Annotated in this window: 14 protein-coding genes and 1 pseudogene; 4 read left to right on the top strand and 11 right to left on the bottom strand. The window is 73.9% G+C overall.

Annotation, left to right across the window (positions count from 1 at the left end):
• Positions 1–31: 31 nt before the first annotated feature.
• Both D7044_RS29190 and D7044_RS29185 read right to left on the bottom strand, forming a co-directional pair.
• Positions 32–1,348, bottom strand: coding sequence for a DUF2252 domain-containing protein (locus tag D7044_RS29190; RefSeq protein WP_120690820.1), 1,317 nt, complete (start codon positions 1,346–1,348; stop codon positions 32–34).
• A gap of 147 nt (positions 1,349–1,495) precedes the next feature.
• Entirely contained in the window at positions 1,496–2,077 is a 582-nt protein-coding gene (locus D7044_RS29185; protein WP_120690819.1) for an NADH-quinone oxidoreductase subunit B, read from the bottom strand.
• A gap of 136 nt (positions 2,078–2,213) precedes the next feature.
• Here D7044_RS29185 and D7044_RS29180 point away from each other — a divergent pair, with 136 nt between their 5' ends.
• Both D7044_RS29180 and D7044_RS29175 read left to right on the top strand, forming a co-directional pair.
• A complete protein-coding gene (locus D7044_RS29180; protein WP_120680595.1) occupies positions 2,214–2,783 on the top strand; it encodes a SigE family RNA polymerase sigma factor in 570 nt (189 codons plus the stop codon).
• Positions 2,776–3,975, top strand: a complete 1,200-nt coding sequence (locus tag D7044_RS29175; RefSeq protein WP_120690818.1) for a hypothetical protein — start codon at positions 2,776–2,778, stop codon at positions 3,973–3,975. Before D7044_RS29180 ends, D7044_RS29175 begins: the two co-directional genes overlap by 8 nt.
• 62 nt (positions 3,976–4,037) lie before the next feature.
• Here D7044_RS29175 and D7044_RS29170 read toward each other — a convergent pair whose 3' ends face one another.
• From D7044_RS29170 to D7044_RS29160, 3 genes are read right to left on the bottom strand one after another with little or no spacing between them, the layout of a single operon-like run.
• A complete protein-coding gene (locus D7044_RS29170) occupies positions 4,038–5,522 on the bottom strand; it encodes a pyridoxal phosphate-dependent decarboxylase family protein (protein WP_120690817.1) in 1,485 nt (494 codons plus the stop codon).
• Between the two features lie 25 nt (positions 5,523–5,547).
• The gene (locus tag D7044_RS29165; protein WP_120690816.1) at positions 5,548–6,933 is read right to left on the bottom strand and encodes an MFS transporter; all 1,386 of its coding nucleotides are present in this window, start codon (positions 6,931–6,933) and stop codon (positions 5,548–5,550) included.
• Between the two features lie 32 nt (positions 6,934–6,965).
• On the bottom strand, positions 6,966–7,307 hold the full coding sequence (locus D7044_RS29160) for an MGMT family protein (RefSeq protein ID WP_120690815.1): 342 nt from the start codon (positions 7,305–7,307) through the stop codon (positions 6,966–6,968).
• Positions 7,308–7,369: 62 nt separating this feature from the next.
• Between D7044_RS29160 and proB the strand changes: the two genes are divergently transcribed.
• Together proB and D7044_RS29150 are read left to right on the top strand one after the other, a co-directional pair.
• Positions 7,370–8,479, top strand: a complete 1,110-nt coding sequence (gene proB, locus D7044_RS29155; protein ID WP_199716816.1) for a glutamate 5-kinase — start codon at positions 7,370–7,372, stop codon at positions 8,477–8,479.
• 122 nt (positions 8,480–8,601) lie between these two features.
• Entirely contained in the window at positions 8,602–9,846 is a 1,245-nt protein-coding gene (locus D7044_RS29150; protein ID WP_120690813.1) for a glutamate-5-semialdehyde dehydrogenase, read from the top strand.
• A gap of 17 nt (positions 9,847–9,863) precedes the next feature.
• On the opposite strand, the gene D7044_RS29145 is transcribed toward D7044_RS29150, so the two are convergent.
• From D7044_RS29145 to D7044_RS29120, 6 genes and pseudogenes are all read right to left on the bottom strand, one after another.
• The gene (locus D7044_RS29145) at positions 9,864–10,838 is read right to left on the bottom strand and encodes a prenyltransferase/squalene oxidase repeat-containing protein (protein WP_411711009.1); all 975 of its coding nucleotides are present in this window, start codon (positions 10,836–10,838) and stop codon (positions 9,864–9,866) included.
• Positions 10,799–12,031 (bottom strand): adenylyltransferase/sulfurtransferase MoeZ, encoded by a 1,233-nt coding sequence (gene moeZ / locus D7044_RS29140; protein ID WP_187398621.1) that lies wholly within the window; start codon positions 12,029–12,031, stop codon positions 10,799–10,801. The genes D7044_RS29145 and moeZ overlap by 40 nt, the downstream gene beginning before the upstream one ends.
• A 119-nt stretch (positions 12,032–12,150) precedes the next feature.
• On the bottom strand, positions 12,151–12,966 hold the full coding sequence (locus D7044_RS29135) for a DUF3152 domain-containing protein (RefSeq protein ID WP_120690811.1): 816 nt from the start codon (positions 12,964–12,966) through the stop codon (positions 12,151–12,153).
• Positions 12,967–13,109: 143 nt separating this feature from the next.
• Positions 13,110–14,084, bottom strand: a complete 975-nt coding sequence (locus D7044_RS29130; RefSeq protein WP_120690810.1) for a DUF3152 domain-containing protein — start codon at positions 14,082–14,084, stop codon at positions 13,110–13,112.
• Positions 14,085–14,089: 5 nt separating this feature from the next.
• On the bottom strand, positions 14,090–15,064 hold the full coding sequence (locus tag D7044_RS29125; protein WP_120680576.1) for an alpha/beta fold hydrolase: 975 nt from the start codon (positions 15,062–15,064) through the stop codon (positions 14,090–14,092).
• Between the two features lie 80 nt (positions 15,065–15,144).
• Positions 15,145–16,165: pseudogene (locus D7044_RS29120) on the bottom strand (hypothetical protein); the annotation flags it as partial.

Below are 16,165 nucleotides of genomic sequence, written 5' to 3'. Positions count from 1 at the left end.
CCGCACGCCCCGGCGGTCCCCGCCCGGCGGCTCAGATGCCGGGCAGCCGGCCGTTGCGGAACACGTCCACGAAGAGCTGGTGGTCCTCCCGGGCGCGCAGCCCGTACTCGTGGGCGAACTCCACCAGGTGGCGCACGAAGCCCGGCTCGTCCCGCTCCACCGTCGCGGTGATCGCCTCCTCGGTGGAGTAGTCGACCAGGTCGTGGCTGGACTCGTCGTCGGCCACCGAGTGCATCCGGGCCACCGCCCGGCCCAGGTCGGCCAGCACCCCGGCCAGCTCCTCCGGCTCGTTGACGTCCGCCCAGTCCAGGTCGGCGGCGTACGGCGAGACCTCGGCGACCAGTTGGCCGACCCCGCCCAGCTCGGTGAAGCCCAGCCACGGGTCGGCGTGCGCCTGCAACGCCCGCTGCGACTCGGCCGTCCGGTGCCCCTGGTGCTGGAAGTAGGCGCGGATCGACTCGTCGGGGATGTGCCGCGCCACCGCGGGCACCTGGGCCTGCTTCATGTAGATGACGACGTCGTTCTCCAGCGCCTGCGTGTGCCCCTCCAGCAGGAGGTTGTACGACGGCAGTCCGGCCGAGCCGATGCCCACCCCCTTGCGCAGCACCACGTCCTTGATCCGGGTCTCGACCGGACGCAGCCGGGACGAGGAGACGGGCAGCGTGCCGAGGTACGCCGTGAAGGCGGCGGTGACCAGCCCGCGCGTCTCGTCGTCGACCTCGTACACACCGTCGCCGAGGGAGAAGCGCCGCTCGTAGTTGTCGATGGTGGTCTGCGCGGCGAGCAGGTCGACGCGGGTGGAGAGCCGGGCCTGCTGGAGCACCCGGCGCAGCACCCCGTCGGCGTTGTCGAGCGTGATCGAGCCGATGGCGTCGTCGCCGCCCGCGGCGATCGCCCGCAGCTCGGTCAGGTACGAGTGGGCGAAGCTGGTGACCAGCTCGGTGATCACCTGGTCGGAGAGCGCCTTGGCGTAGCCGAGCAGCGCCACGCTCGCCCCGAAGCGCTTCAGGTCCCAGGTGAACGGCCCGACGTACGCCTCGTCGAAGTCGTTGACGTTGAACACCAGCTGTCCCGAGGCGTTCATGTAGGTGCCGAAGTTCTCGGCGTGCAGGTCACCGTGGATCCACACCCGGCTGGTGCGCTCGTCGAGGAACCGGTCGTCGGCGAAGTCGCCGCGCTGGTCGGCGTAGAAGAGCGCGGCGCTGCCCCGGTAGAAGGCGAACGGGGAGGCGGCCATCTTGCGGAACTTGCGGCGGAAGGCGGCGGGGTCGAGCGTCATCGACTCCCCGAACTCCGCGATCAACACGTCGACGATGTGGGCGGCGCGGCGCGGCCCTGAGCTGCTCATGTGCGGAGGCTAGCCCCCGTCCGCCAACTGCTGCTCGCCGCCGGGGCGGACCTTTTGGCGCTGGTGGCGGTACAGACACCGGCACGGGCGGGCCGGGACCGGGGACGGGCTCGCCGGCCGGACGAGAGGTGCGCGGGCGGTCGGGGGTCAGCCGGCCGAGGGCGGGCGTACCGGCGGGGCGGTGAGCGACGCGACCGACCGCGGAAGCGCACCGTCGCTCGGCGGCGCGTCGACGGGAGCGGCGAGCAGGTCGGGACGGGACACCCCGCCGGGGCCGGACTGCTCGGCGGCGATCTTCTCCTGGAGGCGGAGGATGCCGTGCAGCAGCGCCTCCGGCCGGGGCGGGCAGCCGGGCACGTAGACGTCGACCGGGATGAGCTGGTCGACCCCCTTGGTCACCGAGTACGAGTCCCAGTAGGGGCCGCCGCAGTTGGAGCAGGCGCCGAACGAGATGACGTACTTCGGCTCGGGCATCTGGTCGTAGAGCCGCTTGATGGCCGGGGCCATCTTGTCGGTCACCGTGCCGGAGACCACCATGAGGTCGGCCTGGCGGGGGCCGTGCGCGAACGGGATCACCCCGAGCCGCATGAAGTCGTGCCGGCTCATGCTCGTCGCGATGAACTCGATCGCGCAGCAGGCCAGGCCGAAGTTGAAGACCCAGAGCGAGTAGCGGCGACCCCAGTTCAGCACGAACCGGATCGGCTCGCCGAGCACTGCCGGTACCTGCACCTCGGGCCTCCCTCCCCTGTCTCCGATCTGACAGTCAACCACAGCGGCGGCGGCGGAGACCCGTGCAACCGGGGCCGGCATCGAGGCGTGTGATCGGCATCGGCCGCACGGACGCGGCACGCACGGGGAGGACCAGATGACGGTGACGAGGGAGCCACGGCGGGGCGAGCCGCCACCCGGGGTGGCAGCGGAGCGCCCGCAGCCACGTGAGCAGGCCGAGGGAATCGACTTCGACGGCCTCTACCATGCGCACTTCCGGTCGCTGACGCTCCAGCTCGCGGCGTACTGCGGGGATCTGCCGCAGGCGCAGGACCTGGTGCAGGAGGCGTTCTGCCGGGCCTTCGCCCGGTGGTCCCGGGTGTCGCGCTACGACGATCCGGTGGCATGGGTACGGCGGGTCGCCTGGAACCTCGCCACCAGCCGCTGGCGGCGGCTGCGTACCGCGCAGTCCTGGCTGCGCCGGCAGCGTGAGGAGCACATGCCGGGTCCCGGCCCGGAGCGGGTGGCGCTGACCGCCGCCCTGGCGCAGCTGCCGGCCAACCAGCGTCGCGCGGTGGTGCTGCACTACCTCGCGGATCTGTCCGTCGGTCAGATCGCGGAGCAGGAGGGGGTGCCGGAGGGCACGGTCAAGTCCTGGTTGCACCGGGGCCGGACGGCGCTGGCGGTTCAGCTCGCCGGCGAGAACGGGGGGAACGGTCATGCCTGAGTTCGATGACATTCTGGTGAGCGGCGAGTTCTCCGCTTTCCGCGAGGCGTACGCCCCGGCGGTGCAGCCGGCCGGCCCCACCGAGGTGCGACGGACGGTACGGCGACGTCGCCAGCGGGTAGCGGTGCTGACTGCCGCCGTCGCGGTGCTCGCGGTCACGATCCCGGTGGCGGCGAACACGACCCGGGACCGGGGCTCCGCCCCGCCGCCCGGCCCGGCGCAGACCGGCGAGCCGAGCCCGTCGTCGACCGTGCCCCCGACGCCAACCCCGAGCTCGGTGAGCCCCACCGCCGCGGCGCCGGACGGTCGGATCAGCCGGTCCCAGCTCCTCGCCGCCCGCGTCGACCTGCCCGCCTGGCCGGAGTACCTGCACTCCCCGCCGAGCTGCGGCACCGAGGACGTGCGGCTCCGTCCGGGGCCGAACGTGGATTCGGTGCCGGCCCTCCTCGGCGATCCGGGCCACGGCGACCTGGACGGCGACGGTGCGGTCGAGACGGTGGCCCTGCTCGGCTGCCGGGCCAACGGTGAGACCCTCGGGAAACAGGTGGTGGCCTTCGATCGCGACGCCGCCGGCCGGATCGTCACCATGGGCCGGGTGGTCGGCGCCGCCGAGGGGATGGACGACATCGCCGACTTCTCCGTGCAGGACGACGGGAAGGTCCGGGTCCACGTCGCCGACGTACAGCCCTGCTGCGGCCTGCCGTCGTGGTGGCCGCAGGGGCAGTGGCGGACGTACGCGTGGACCGGTGACCGGTTCGACCAGACGGCCGGGCCGACGAAGTTCGGAGTAGATCCCCGGCTGACCGACCTCACCCTGACCGCCGGTGAGCTGGCCCTCGGGCCGCCGGACGGGCAGGGCCGACGCACCGGCACGGTGACGGTCACTGTCGTCAACCGGGGACCTGTGGACGTTCCCCGGCTGGGCTTCGACACGCTGACCAGCATCGGCGAGCCCGACGGAACGGACCTCGACCGGTGCCGGACGGCCGACGCGGGGCCGGTCGCCGCTTGCCTGCTGGATCCGCTGCCGGCGGGCGGGCGGAAGACGTACACGTTCCGGTTCCTGGTCGACCCGCCCGGCGACGACGACCTGCGACCGGTCGTGCACGTGGTCCACTTCGACGCGCAGGACCGGTACTGGGACGACCTGAAGCGGAGCGACAACCGCGTCGAGCTCCGCACGGCCGGCTAGCAGCACGACAACCCCCGCACGGCGCGGCGGCCCGGAGAACCCGGGCTGCCGCGTCGGGCGGCTCACCAGTGGGGACGTTGCAGCAGGCCCACGAACTCCACCAGCAGCCGCTCCCGCAGCGCGGGCGCGGCGGCGTCGAGCAGCGTGTTCACCACCGCCATCCGGTCGGGCGGGGCGGCGGCGGACCCGCCCAGCCCCAGGCCGGCGGCGAGCCCGCCGACCAGTTCGGGGGTGAGCGCGTCCGGGGTGAGCGTGCCGGCGAGGGTGCGCAACTGCTCGGGCAGCACGACCGGGCCGGCCGCCCGAACGGCCTTCGCCGCCTCGGCCAGCGCCGGACTGAACTCGCCCACCCGGGTCGCCACCGCGGCGGTCACCGTGAGGTGCACGCTGGCCGGCAGGCCGGCGTACGAGAGCTGGGGCTGGGTGTGCCAGCCCCGGGCGGTCAGCTCGTCGACCAGCACGAACAGGTCGAGCTCCGGGTCGGTGGCGGTGAAGCAGACGACTGTCGACTCCGGCTCGGCCATCAGCCGCAGCCCGGGTACGCGGCGCACGGCGTCGGCCAGCCCGGCCACGGCGTCCCGGGTGGCCGCCGCCAGGCGCAGGTAGCCGTCGTCGCCGAGGTGCCGCAGGGTGGCGTACGCGGCGGCGATCGGGCCGCCCGAGCGCGTCGAGGCGATCGTCGGATTGATCATCGTGTAGCCGGGCCAGTCGGCGTACGCGAAGTACTGCGGGGCGCGCAGCGCCGGATCACGGTGCAGCAGCACCGAGACGCCCTTCGGGGCGTACGCGTACTTGTGCAGGTCGACCGAGATCGAGGTGACCCCGGGCACCGCGAAGTCGAACGGAGGTACCGGCACGCCGAGCCGACGCAGGTAGGGCAGCGTCCAGCCGCCGAAGCAGGCGTCCACGTGGCAGCGCACCCCCGCTGCGGCGGCCGCGGCGGCGATCTCGCCGACCGGGTCGATCACGCCGTGCGCGTACGACGGGGCGGAGCAGGCCACGAGCACCGTCTCCGGCCCGATGGCGGCGGCCGTCGCGGCCGGGTCGGGGCGCAGCGTGCCCGGGTCGACCGGCACCACGTCGAGCCCCACCCGCAGGTAGTGGGCCGCCTTGGCGAAGGCCGCGTGCCCGCTCGCCGGCACCACGAGCCGGGGCGTGCTGATCTCCGGGTGGGCGTCCCGGGCCGCCTTGACCGCCAGGATCAGCGACTCGGTGCCGCCGCTGGTGACGCTGCCGACCACCTCCGGCGCGGTGCTGCCGGGTCCGCCGCCGAGCAGCTCGGCGGCCGCTCCGACCAGGGCGTTCTCCATGGCCAGCAGGGACGGGAAGGCGGTCGGGTCCAGCCCGTTCACGTGCGCGCTCGCCGCGTACGCCGTGGCGGCCAGCTCGTCCAGGCCGGGTACGGCCGGGTCGTAGACGTACGCGAAGAGCTGCCCGCCGTGCGTCGGCCGGTCCTGGGCCCGCAGCAGGTGGATCTCGTCGAGCACCCGCTCGGCGGGCAGCCCCTGTTGCGGCAGCGCACAGCCGCCGGTCGGCTCCTCGTTCATGGGTCTTCGGCCCTCTCCGTGCGGCTCAGCGGCTGTCGTTGCCCACCACGACCGGTCGGTCGGCGTCGTCGTTCGCGGTGGGCAGGTTGTAGCGGCGCAGCAGGGCGAGCGGCGCGGCCACCAGGAGGGCGGGGAGCACGGTGAAGCCGAGCAGGATGCCGAACCGGGCCGGGTCGGACTGCGCCGCGGCCGTTCCGGTGTCGGAGGAGACGTAGCCCGAGAGCTGGAGCACCAGCCCGTAGATGCCCGGCCCGAGCGCCAGCCCGAGGGTCTCCCCCGCCGTCCACACCCCGGTGAAGACACCGGCCTGCCGCCGGCCGGTGCGCGCCTCGTCCCAGCTGATGCAGTCGGGCAGCATGGCGAGCGCGAAGACCTGCTGGCCCGCGTACCCGGCGCCGACCAGTGCGACCACCGGGTAGATGGCGGCCGCCGGCAGGAGCGGGGCGGACACCAGCGCCGCCACGCCCACCGCGAGCAGCAGCGACGCGGCGACCAGGGCGCGGAGCTTGCCGACCCGGGCACCGATCCGGGTCCAGAGCGGCATCACCAGCAGCGCCGGCCCGACGAAGCAGGCGAAGAGCAGCGTCGCTCCGGTCCGCGGGTCCCGCAGGATCTGGTCGGCGAAGTAGTTGACCCCGGCCAGGATGGTGGCCACGCCGGCGGACTGCACCACGAAGCAGAGCAGCAGCGCCCGGAACGGGCGGTTCCGGGCGGCGACCGCGAGCTGGGCGCGGAGCGTGGGCTCGCTCTCGCGTACCCGCCCGGTGGGCCCGGCCCTGGTGCCGGCGAACGCGCCGACCGCGCCGAACGCGATCAGTGCCGCCACGAAGAGGCCCATCCAGCGGTGCCCGGCGAGCCCTTCGCCGCCCGCGCTCACCACCATCGGGGCGACCGCCCCGGAGACCAGGATGGCGAGGGCCAGCACGGCGATCCGCCAGGTCATCAGCCGGGTGCGCTCGGCGTACTCCTCGGTCAGCTCGGCCGGCATCGCCACGTACGGCACCTGGAAGAAGGCGAACGCGGTGGCCGTGGCGAGGAAGGCGACCGCGACGTACCCCGGGGCCGGGCTCCCCGATCCGAACGGGGCGGCGAAGATGGCGGCGAAGAGCAGCGCGAGCGCCAGCCCGGCGAAGAGCAGGTAGGGGCGGCGCGGACCCCAGCGCGACGCGGTGCGGTCGGAGATGCGGCCGGCCACCGGGTTGACCAGCACGTCCCACGCCTTCGGTACGAGCACCAGCAGCGCGGCCACCCCGGCGGCCACCCCCAGCGTGTCGGTGAGGTACGGCAGCAGCAGCAGGCCGGGCACGGTGCCGAAGGCGCCGGTGGCGAGCGAGCCGAGCGCGTAGCCGAGGTGCACCCGACGCGGCAGACGGCCCGGGGCGGGGAGCGGACCGGCCGGCGGGGCGTTCATGGCGCCGAATGCTACTCACGTTATGGCGCCGGTCACATCCTCTCTTCCGGCGGCCACGCGCCCTCGCCCTCCTCCGGTGACCAGCCGGCCGCCGCCAGGTCCACCCCGGACGCGCGCAGCGGCGTCCCCTCGGCGAGCAACCGGGCCCGGGCCTCCCGCTCGTGCCCCGGCGGCAGCCGCCCGGTCGAGTTGACCACCCGGTGCCAGGGCACCGCCCCGCCGTGCCGGGCCATGATGTTGCCCACCAGCCGGGCCGAGCTGCGACCCGAGCGCTCGGCGAGCGCATCGGCGACCGCCCCGTACGACATCACCCGGCCCGGCGGGATCCGCTCCACCAGGTCCAGCACCGCCTCGACGTACTCGTCAGGTGTCACAGCGCGCCACACTATGGGAACGTCGCGGGGCTGCGCCGCCGTGACCACGCAGAATGGTCGTTGTGCGTGAAGCGGTAACGGCAGCCCGACGCGTCGTCGTCAAGATCGGATCTTCCTCGCTGACCACCGCGACCGGCGGTCTGGCCGGCGAACGGGTCGACGCGCTGGTCGACACCCTCGGGGCGCTCGCCGACGACGGCCGGGAAGTCGTGCTGGTCTCCTCCGGCGCGATCGCGGCCGGCCTGGCGCCGCTGGGGCTGTCCCGCCGCCCACGCGACCTGGCCACCCAGCAGGCCGCGGCGAGCGTCGGACAGGGTCAACTGATCGGCCGGTACGCGGCCAGTTTCGCCCGGCACCAGCGGACGGTGGGGCAGGTGCTGCTCACCGTCGACGACGTGACCCGGCGGGCGCACTACCGCAACGCGTACCGGACCCTGCGCAAGCTGCTCGACCTGCGGGCGGTGCCGATCGTCAACGAGAACGACACGGTGGCCACCGAGGAGATCCGGTTCGGCGACAACGACCGGCTGGCCGCGCTGGTGGCCGCGCTCGTCCAGGCCGACCTGCTCGTGCTCCTCTCCGACGTCGACGCGCTCTGGACGGGCGACCCCCGCCGACCCGACTCCACCCGGATCACCGAGGTACGCAGCGAGGAGGACCTCACGGGCGTCACGATCGGCGGCGCCGGGCGCGCCGGGGTCGGCAGCGGCGGCATGGTGACGAAGGTCGAGGCGGCCCGGATCGCCACCGGGTTCGGCATCCCGGTCGTGCTCACCGCCGCACCGCTGGCCGCCCCGGCGTTGGCCGGCGAGGCGGTCGGCACCTTCTTCCATCCGCAGCGTCAGCGCCCGGCCGCGCGGCTCTTCTGGCTCGCGCACGCGACCTCGCCCCGGGGCCGGCTGCACCTGGACGAGGGGGCGGTCGCCGCGGTGGTCGGGCGACGCAAGTCGCTGCTACCGGCCGGCATCACGGCGGTCGACGGGGCGTTCACCGCCGGCGACCCGGTGGACCTGGTGGACTCCCAGGGGGCGGCGGTCGCCCGGGGGCTGGTCAACTACGACGCGGTGGAGCTGCCCGGACTGCTCGGTCGCTCCACTCCGGAGCTCGCCGCGGCGCTCGGCCCGGCATACGAACGCGAGGTCGTCCACCGCGACGACCTGGTGCTGCTGTGAGGAGTGACGAATGAGCAGATCAGCTCAGGGCGGAGGGTTGACGTGAGCGAGCGACAGCGAGCGAATCATCAACGCAGCGCGGTAGAGCCTCATGACGGCACGGAGCGCAGCGGAGTGGCGGCATGAGCGTGGTGGAGCAGGCACGGCGGGCGCGGGTGGCGGCGGAGGCGCTGGCCCTCGCGACGCGTACGACCAAGGACGCCGCGCTGCACGCGATGGCCGACGCGCTGGTGGCGCGTACCCCCGAGATCCTCGCCGCGAACGCGACCGACCTGACGGCCGGGCGGGAAGCCGGGCTGAGCGCGGCCGTGCTGGACCGGCTCGCCCTCGACGCGGAGCGGGTGGCCGGCATCGCCGACGCGCTGCGGCAGATGGCCGCGCTGCCCGACCCGGTCGGCGAGGTGGTACGCGGCTCGACCCTGCCCAACGGGCTCGAGCTGCGGCAGATCCGGGTGCCGTTCGGCGTGGTCGGGATCATCTACGAGGCCCGCCCGAACGTGACGGTCGACGCCGCCGGGATCTGTCTGAAGTCCGGCAACGCGGCGCTGCTGCGCGGCTCCTCCTCCGCCGCCAACTCGAACTCCGCGCTGGTCGCGGTGCTGCGCGACGCGGTCGCCGGGGCGGGGTTGCCGCCCGACGCGGTCCAGCTGCTCGACGCCACCTCCCGCGACTCGGTCAAGGAGCTGATGCGCGCCCGCGGGCTGGTCGACGTGCTGATCCCGCGCGGTGGCGCGTCGCTGATCCGCACCGTGGTCGAGGAGTCGACCGTCCCGGTGATCGAGACCGGGGTCGGCAACTGCCACGTCTACGTCGATGCCGCCGCCGACGTGTCGATGGCCGTGGCGATCACGTTGAACGCGAAGACGCAGCGCCTCTCCACCTGCAACACCGCCGAGTCGCTGCTCGTGCACGCGGCCGTCGCGGAGACCTTCCTGCCGCCGATGCTTGCCGCGTTCGCCGAGGCGGGCGTCACGGTGCACGGTGACGAGCGGGTCGTCGCGCACTCCGCCGCCGTGCTGCCGGTGACCGAGGAGGACTTCGCCACCGAGTACCTCGCCGCGGAGATCTCGGTCGCCGTGGTGGACTCCCTCGACGCGGCGGTCGCGCACATCCGGCGCTACGGCACGGGGCACACCGAGGCGATCGTCACCGACTCGACCGGGGCGGCCCGCGAGTTCGTGGCCCGGGTGGACGCGGCGGCGGTGATGGTGAACGCCTCGACCCGGTTCACCGACGGGGGCGAGTTCGGTTTCGGCGCCGAGATCGGCATCTCCACGCAGAAGCTGCACGCTCGCGGCCCGATGGGCCTGCCCGAGCTCACCAGCACCAAGTACGTGGTGACCGGCGACGGCCACCTGCGCGGCTGACCGGCGGCCGCGCCCCGTCAGTCGGGCCCGGTGCTCGGGGTGAGGCAGGCGCGGACCGCGCGGAGCGTGGTGTGCACGTCGAACTGGTGGCCGTCGTCGCTGTCCCAGCCGCCGTCGCTGCGCTGGGTCTCGGTGAGCCGGCGGCGGGCGGAGACGAGGAGCCACTGCTCCTCGCCCACCCCGACGCGGCGCAGGCTCGCGGCGAGCCAGGCCGCGTCCGCCGGGGAGAGCTCGGGGATCCGCTCGGCGAGCACCGCCTGGATCCGCGCCGACTCGTCGTACCTGCCCTGCCGGTGCAGCACGGCCGCGCTCAGCCAACCGGCCGGCAGGAACGACGGCCAGCTCCCGTCGGGCCCGAGCCGCTCGACGACGGCCTGGGCCGCCGCCTGCACCACCCCGGCGTACGCCCCGCCGACCCGGTGGTCGAGCGGGCCGGCGGATCGGGCGTCGAGCCCGGCGACGGTCAGCCAGAAGCCGGCGTTGGCGGTGAGGTAGAAGCCTGCCTCCGGATCGCCGGGGCGGGCCCAGTCGGGTGCGACCTCGGCGAGCGCCGGGTCCTCCTCCCAGCCGCCGTCGGCCGACTGCCGGGTGGCGAGCCAGTCCAGGGCGTGCCGGGCCGCCGGTCGGCCGAGCGCGCCCAGATCATCGAGCTCGGCGAGGCGGAAGCAGGTGGCGTCGACCGAGCCGATCGGACCGTCGAGGGTCGCCGGCCAGCCGCCGTCGGGCGTCTGCCCGAACTCGGCCCGCTCGATCAGCTCGACCGGCGCCGGGGCTCCGGTGCGCAGCCGGGAGAGGCGGGCGCGTTCCACCGCATCCCCACGAGCCACCACGAAGCCGATGGCGGCGTCCAAGTCGACCACGGCGGAGACGCTACCTGCGTAAACGCGATTCCGCCTCGGAGGATCGGCCGAGGTCGGAGCGGTTCCAGCCCGCCCCGACCCCGCCCGGTCGGTCAGTACGCGGGCAGCGACGGATCGATCTGCTTGATCCAGGAGAGCACGCCGCCCTGGACGTGCACCGCGTCCCGGAACCCGGCGGCCTTGAGCGCGGCGAGCGCCTCGGCCGAGCGGACCCCGGACTTGCAGTGCAGCACGATCTGCCGGTCCTGCGGGAGGCGGGAGAGCGCCTCACCGGAGAGGATCTCGCCCTTCGGGATCAACGTCGCGCCGGGGATGCGGACGATCTCGTACTCGGCCGGCTCCCGGACGTCCACCAGGAAGACGTCCTTGCCGGCGTCCTGCCACTCCTTGAGCTCCAGCGCGGTGATGGTCGAGTCGACGACCGCCTCCTGCGCCTCCTCCGACACCGCGCCGCAGAAGTCCTCGTAGTCCTCCAGCAGGTCGGTCACGGTCGGGTTCTCGCCGCAGAGGGCGCAGTTCGGGTCCTTGCGCACCTTGATCTTCCGGTACGACATCTCCAGGGCGTCGTAGACCATCAGCCCGCCGACCAGCGGCTCGCCGATGCCGGTGATCAGCTTGATCGCCTCGTTGACCTGGATCGAGCCGATCGAGGCGCAGAGCACACCGAGCACGCCGCCCTCCGCGCAGGAGGGGACCATGCCGGGCGGCGGGGGCTCCGGGTAGAGGCAGCGGTAGCAGGGGCCGTGCTCGGACCAGAAGACCGAGGCCTGGCCGTCGAAGCGGTAGATCGACCCCCAGACGTACGGCTTGCCGAGCAGCACCGCCGCGTCGTTGACCATGTAGCGGGTGGCGAAGTTGTCGGTGCCGTCGACGATCAGGTCGTACTGGGCGAAGATGTCGCGGACGTTCTCCCGGTCGAGCGCGGTGTTGTGGATCTCCACCTGGACCAGGGGGTTGATCTCGCGGATGCTCGCGGCGGCCGACTCGGCCTTGGACCGGCCGACGTCGGAGACGCCGTGGATGATCTGGCGCTGGAGGTTCGACTCGTCGACGGTGTCGAAGTCGATGATCCCCAGCGTGCCGACGCCGGCGGCGGCGAGGTAGAGCAGGGCCGGCGAGCCGAGACCGCCGGCGCCCACGCAGAGCACCCGGGCGTTCTTCAGCCGCTTCTGTCCCTCGACTCCGACGTCGGGGATGATCAGGTGGCGCGAGTAGCGACGGATCTCGTCAACGGTCAGCTCGGCGGCGGGCTCGACGAGCGGGGGCAACGACACGGTGGACTCCCCGGGATCGGCGGTGCGAACCCGGCCATTGTCACTCGGCACCGGACGCGTCGGCCATGAGGGAGGACACGACGCCCGTAATTCGGGAGGGGAATAGCACCGCCGATCGCCGCACCCCGTCGTCGATACCGCCGCCACCGGAGCTGGATCGTGGCTCGACGCTAGGGGATGATCTCGCCCGCGTAGCGGCGGCCGTCGAGGTAGGGCCAGGCGTTGGCGAGGCAGCCCTCCAGCCCGTACGTCTGCTGCTGCATGACCGGCGCCGGGCTGCCCGGCGCCGGGCAGGCCTCGTGCCCCTCGCCGAACTCGTGCCCGACCTCGTGGTTGATCACGTACGTCCGGTAGACCGAGAGCGGGGCACCGTAGTCCGGCACCGCCTCCATCCACCGGGCCAGGTTGATGATGACCTGCCCGGGCAGCCGGCAGGAGGTGTAGCCCTCGGTGCTGAGGCCGCCCTCGGCGCACATGCGCTCCGAGGTGACCGGGGTGGCGAGGTAGACGGTGAAGTCGGCCTCCGCCGCCTCCGCCACCCGCTGCACCCGTAGCTCGCCCGAGGCGATCCAGCTACGTGGGTCGGCGAGGGTCTCGTCCACGCTGGCCGCAAAGGCGTCGACGTCCTGACCGGCCCCCTCCTCCACGACGACGCGGTAGCGGTGCAGCGGGCCGTCCTCGCCGACGACGGGCGTGCCACCGGTGGCGACGACGAATCGGCCCGGACCGTACGAGGGGACGACGACGGGCGGCGCCTCCTGCGGCTCGGCATGCGCCCCCAACCCACCGCCCTCGGGCAGCCGGTCCGCCACGGTAGCGGGCGTGGAGGGTTCGTCGCCCCAGGTGACAACGGTTCCGGCGACGGTCGCGAGCAGCAGCGCCAGCCCGAGCAGAACGGCGCCGCGGCGCCGCGAGCGGGTCCGCAGCAGTGCGGGGGGCCGCTCGCCACGGGAAGCCGGCGGGCCGTAGGGGGACGACGACGTCATGCCCTTCAGCCTGCCAGATCAATCGCTTATTTCCGGATGTTCAAGGCTGATGCCCCGCAGAATCGTCAGACCAATTATTGGCGACGAAAGATGTGATTAGGATGAATACACCTTAAGGCACGCAGACAGTACGAAACAGCGCGTCAGAGCGGCGGGCCGGCGTACCGGCGGCCGTCCCGGTACGGCCAGGGATTGGCCACGCACCCGTTGAGGAAGAGCGTCTGCTGCATCATCACCGGCGCCACCCGGCCCTTGCCCGGACAGCGCTCGTGGCGATGCCCCAGCTGGTGACCCACCTCGTGATTGACCACGTAGAGCCGGTAGACCGAGAGCGGAACCTTCGCCCGCACGAAGTGCGGCACGGAGAGCCGCCACCGGTCGAGGTTGATGATGACCTTCCCCGGCGCCCGGCAGGACGTGTACGGACGCCCCTCGACCCGGATGTCCACCCCGCCCTGCGCGCACATCCGCCCCGCCGTACGGGCCGTCGCCAGGTAGACGGTGAACTCGGAATCCGTTCCACCGGGCACCTGTCGCAGCCGCAGCCGGCCACTGTCCACCCAGCTACCCGGACCGGTGAGCGCGACCTGCACGGCCCGGCCGAACTCGCCCGCCTCCTCGCGGCTCCCCGCCTCGACGGCGACCCGGTACTGCTGGATCCCGCCGGCCCGGCCCAGCACCGGCCCGGTGCGATCGTCGTAGCCGAAACGGCCCGAGCCGGCCGAGGGCACCGGCCCCGGCAGTTGGAACACCGGCGACGGCGAGGCGGAGGGCGAGGCGGTGACCGGCGACGACCCGAGCAACGGCAGCGGCCCCTCGGGGGACGGCAGCTCCGCCGCGCCGACCGGCACCGGCCGGGCCGCGACGTCCTGATGCCGCATGATCACGACGAGCGCCGCCCCGATCGCGAGCAGCACCACCGAGAGCTGCGCGATCAACTGGAACCGGCGGCCGTGCGGACTCCACGGCCCCGCGACCGCGCCGCTGCGGCGGTCACCGCCGCCCGGCCGGCCGGGTGCCGCGCCGCGGACGGACCTGCGCGGCGGGAGCACCGGCGGATCGACCGGCTGCCGGCCGACGGTCGGGTCGCCGGCGGAGCGCGGCGCGGAGCTGGGCATCCGGCTCAGCCTGCCAGATCGTGACGCTGCGCACCCTCCCCCGTTTCGGTGAGTAGTCCCAGCACCGCCCGGGCCACCAGCCGCGGCTCCTCGAGCTGCGCCACGTGACCCACCCCGCCCAGCATCAGCAGCCGACTGTCCGGAATCACCCGAGCCGCCTGCGGAGCGACCCGGACGTCCACGAGACGGTCCCGCCCACCGCCCACCACCAGGGTGGGTGCCCGCACCGACCGGGCCAGCCGCCAGAGCGACCCCGACCCGGGCAGGTACGACCGCAGGAAGCTGGAGACGAGCCCACGAAACGTGCGGACGTACGCGGCCGCGTAGTGCTCGGCCTCGTAGCGCACCCGGATCTCCTCCAACGCCTCCCGCCGGCGCTGCTCGCAGATCCGGCTCAGGTCGGCGACGCACGCCTCCAGCAACTTCTCGACCATCGCCTCGGGCGCCAACTCGGTCAGGCGCCGGGCGGCCATCCGCTCCGCCCCGGGCAGGGCGAGCAGCGGCAGCATCCGGCCCTGCAACGAACGCCCGAAATTGAGGAAGGGCAGGGCCGGGGAGATCAGCGTCAGGGTGCGTACCAGGTCGGGGCGGAGCGCGGCGAGCTGCACGGTGATCGCCCCGCCGAGCGAGTTGCCGAAGAGGTGCACCGGCCCCCGGTCGGAGTGTTCGAGGTAGCGGACCAGCCGCGCGGCGAACGCCGGCACGGTGTAACGGAGGCCCGGCTCACTGCGCCCGAAGCCGGGCAGGTCGATCGCCTGGCCGTCCAGCCTGCCGGAGAGCAGCCCGGCCAGGTCGGTCCAGTTCTGCGACGAGCCGCCGAGTCCGTGCACGTACAGGGCCGGCTCCGCGCCCGGGACGGTGGCCGGGGTCTCCCGGACGTAGCTGACCATGCCGTCGAGCCGGACCTCCCGGCCCGGCCACGGCGGCGGAACCCCGTGCTGCGGGAGCAGCCGCTCCGGGCAGAGGGTGGCGCGCTTCATCGCCTCAGTCTGCCCGGGAACGGCCCGGCCGACAGCGCGTCGCCGAGAGCCGGCGGCCCCCGGCGGATCGCGGGCCGGGCCTACGGCCGGTCGGCCAGCAGCGCCTCGAGTCGACGGTTCACGGCAGCCAGGGTGGCCCGGACGACCGCCTGCCGCGGATCGCCCGCGACGAGCGCCGACCCGGCCAGTTGCTCGACCCAGCCGTCGCAGACCAGCAGCACCACCACGGTGGCCACCTCGCAGTTGCCGAACGGCACGACGGCGGCGTGCTCGACGAAGCACCGCCCGCCCTCGGAGCCGGCCGGGCGGCGCAGCAGTTCGTCGACGGCCGCCGCGGCGGCCACCCCGCAGAGCCGCAGGACGTAGCCGTCGACGGCCGGGCCCGTGGCGTAGCCGGCGGCGGTCTCACCGGCGGCGATGAGCCGTACCTCCACATTGGCGTCGAGGCCGAACGTGCTCACCTGGACGTGATCGATCACCACGCGCGGGCCGGGGACCCCACCGGTGTCCAGTGGACGCGACGGCCCGCTCTCCGTGGTCGTCAACTGCGCGCCGGAGTACGACGCCCCGAGGTTCACCGGGCTCCCGGTGGCCCCGCCGACCGGCGTCTCGTCCACCGAGGCCCGACCCCGGGGCGGTCCGGAGGGACGGCGCCGGCGCAGCGGCTCCGGCTCGGGACGCGCGGGCCGGGCGGGGGCCTCCGCACCGGTCGCCGCCTCGGTCCCGGCGGGTCGATCCGCGCGGACCTCCCGAACGGCACCTGCGGACTGGGCAGGCTCCGGGTCACGTACCGCCGTGCGGCGGCGGACCGGCACGGTGGGCACGCTCGGCGCGGCCGGCAGACCCGGCAGGTTCTGCGGAGCGGCGGCGAGCCCCATCCGCTCCTGGAGCAGGCGGGCGACCTGCCGGCTCACCTCGGCCGGATCCGCCCCGTCGGAGAGATCGAGGCGGAGGCTGTGCGCCCCCGCCGGGGTACGCCGCAGCGACGCGTCGCGGACGCCCGCCACCTCCCGTACCGCGCCGAGGATCGCGTTGACGTCGAACCCCTCGGGGCGTTCCTGGGGCGTCGCGGGCTCGTCGTCACGACGCAGGTGGGTGGCG

The sequence above is a fragment of the Micromonospora musae genome (genome assembly GCF_003626635.1).
Taxonomy (GTDB): domain Bacteria; phylum Actinomycetota; class Actinomycetes; order Mycobacteriales; family Micromonosporaceae; genus Micromonospora; species Micromonospora musae.
This window is presented reverse-complemented; position numbering and strand designations above follow the sequence as displayed.

What these genes read in the sequence shown, in the direction of transcription:
- D7044_RS29175 (WP_120690818.1), top strand. Translation starts at nt 2,776, where the DNA reads ATGCCTGAGTTCGATGACATTCTGGTGAGCGGCGAGTTCTCCGCTTTC.
- D7044_RS29180 (WP_120680595.1), top strand. Translation starts at nt 2,214, where the DNA reads ATGACGGTGACGAGGGAGCCACGGCGGGGCGAGCCGCCACCCGGGGTG.
- D7044_RS29130 (WP_120690810.1), bottom strand. Translation starts at nt 14,084, where the DNA reads ATGCCCAGCTCCGCGCCGCGCTCCGCCGGCGACCCGACCGTCGGCCGG.
- D7044_RS29125 (WP_120680576.1), bottom strand. Translation starts at nt 15,064, where the DNA reads ATGAAGCGCGCCACCCTCTGCCCGGAGCGGCTGCTCCCGCAGCACGGG.
- D7044_RS29165 (WP_120690816.1), bottom strand. Translation starts at nt 6,933, where the DNA reads ATGAACGCCCCGCCGGCCGGTCCGCTCCCCGCCCCGGGCCGTCTGCCG.
- D7044_RS29150 (WP_120690813.1), top strand. Translation starts at nt 8,602, where the DNA reads ATGAGCGTGGTGGAGCAGGCACGGCGGGCGCGGGTGGCGGCGGAGGCG.
- D7044_RS29170 (WP_120690817.1), bottom strand. Translation starts at nt 5,522, where the DNA reads ATGAACGAGGAGCCGACCGGCGGCTGTGCGCTGCCGCAACAGGGGCTG.
- D7044_RS29135 (WP_120690811.1), bottom strand. Translation starts at nt 12,966, where the DNA reads ATGACGTCGTCGTCCCCCTACGGCCCGCCGGCTTCCCGTGGCGAGCGG.
- D7044_RS29190 (WP_120690820.1), bottom strand. Translation starts at nt 1,348, where the DNA reads ATGAGCAGCTCAGGGCCGCGCCGCGCCGCCCACATCGTCGACGTGTTG.